At 43.9% G+C, this 255-nt stretch carries 1 protein-coding gene; it reads right to left on the bottom strand.

Annotated elements, in window-relative coordinates; translation table 11 throughout:
* A partial coding sequence (locus M3210_RS20295; RefSeq protein ID WP_251518131.1) for an IS110 family transposase occupies window positions 1–255 on the bottom strand: 255 nt, incomplete at both ends.

Genomic DNA, 255 nt, shown 5'->3' with positions numbered 1-255 from the left:
TTCAACAAGGTAATAACGGAGATACTGATTTCCATTACGCGATAACGATGTATCGTCAGCTGTAAAGCGACCGGATTGATGCTTTCGCCAATAAAGACCTGCATACTTGGCGATCTTTGTTTCATCTTCGAAGCGTTCAATCTGTCCAATTTCAGCTTGAATACCGGCAGCTAATACTGGTCCGATGCCAGGGATAGACTGTAGCGTTTGCGGCAAACCTTTCATGATTCGCTCGATGGATTTATCCAGTTCTTT

It is taken from the genome of Oceanobacillus luteolus, from assembly GCF_023715655.1.
Classification (GTDB): domain Bacteria; phylum Bacillota; class Bacilli; order Bacillales; family Amphibacillaceae; genus Oceanobacillus; species Oceanobacillus luteolus.
This window is presented reverse-complemented; position numbering and strand designations above follow the sequence as displayed.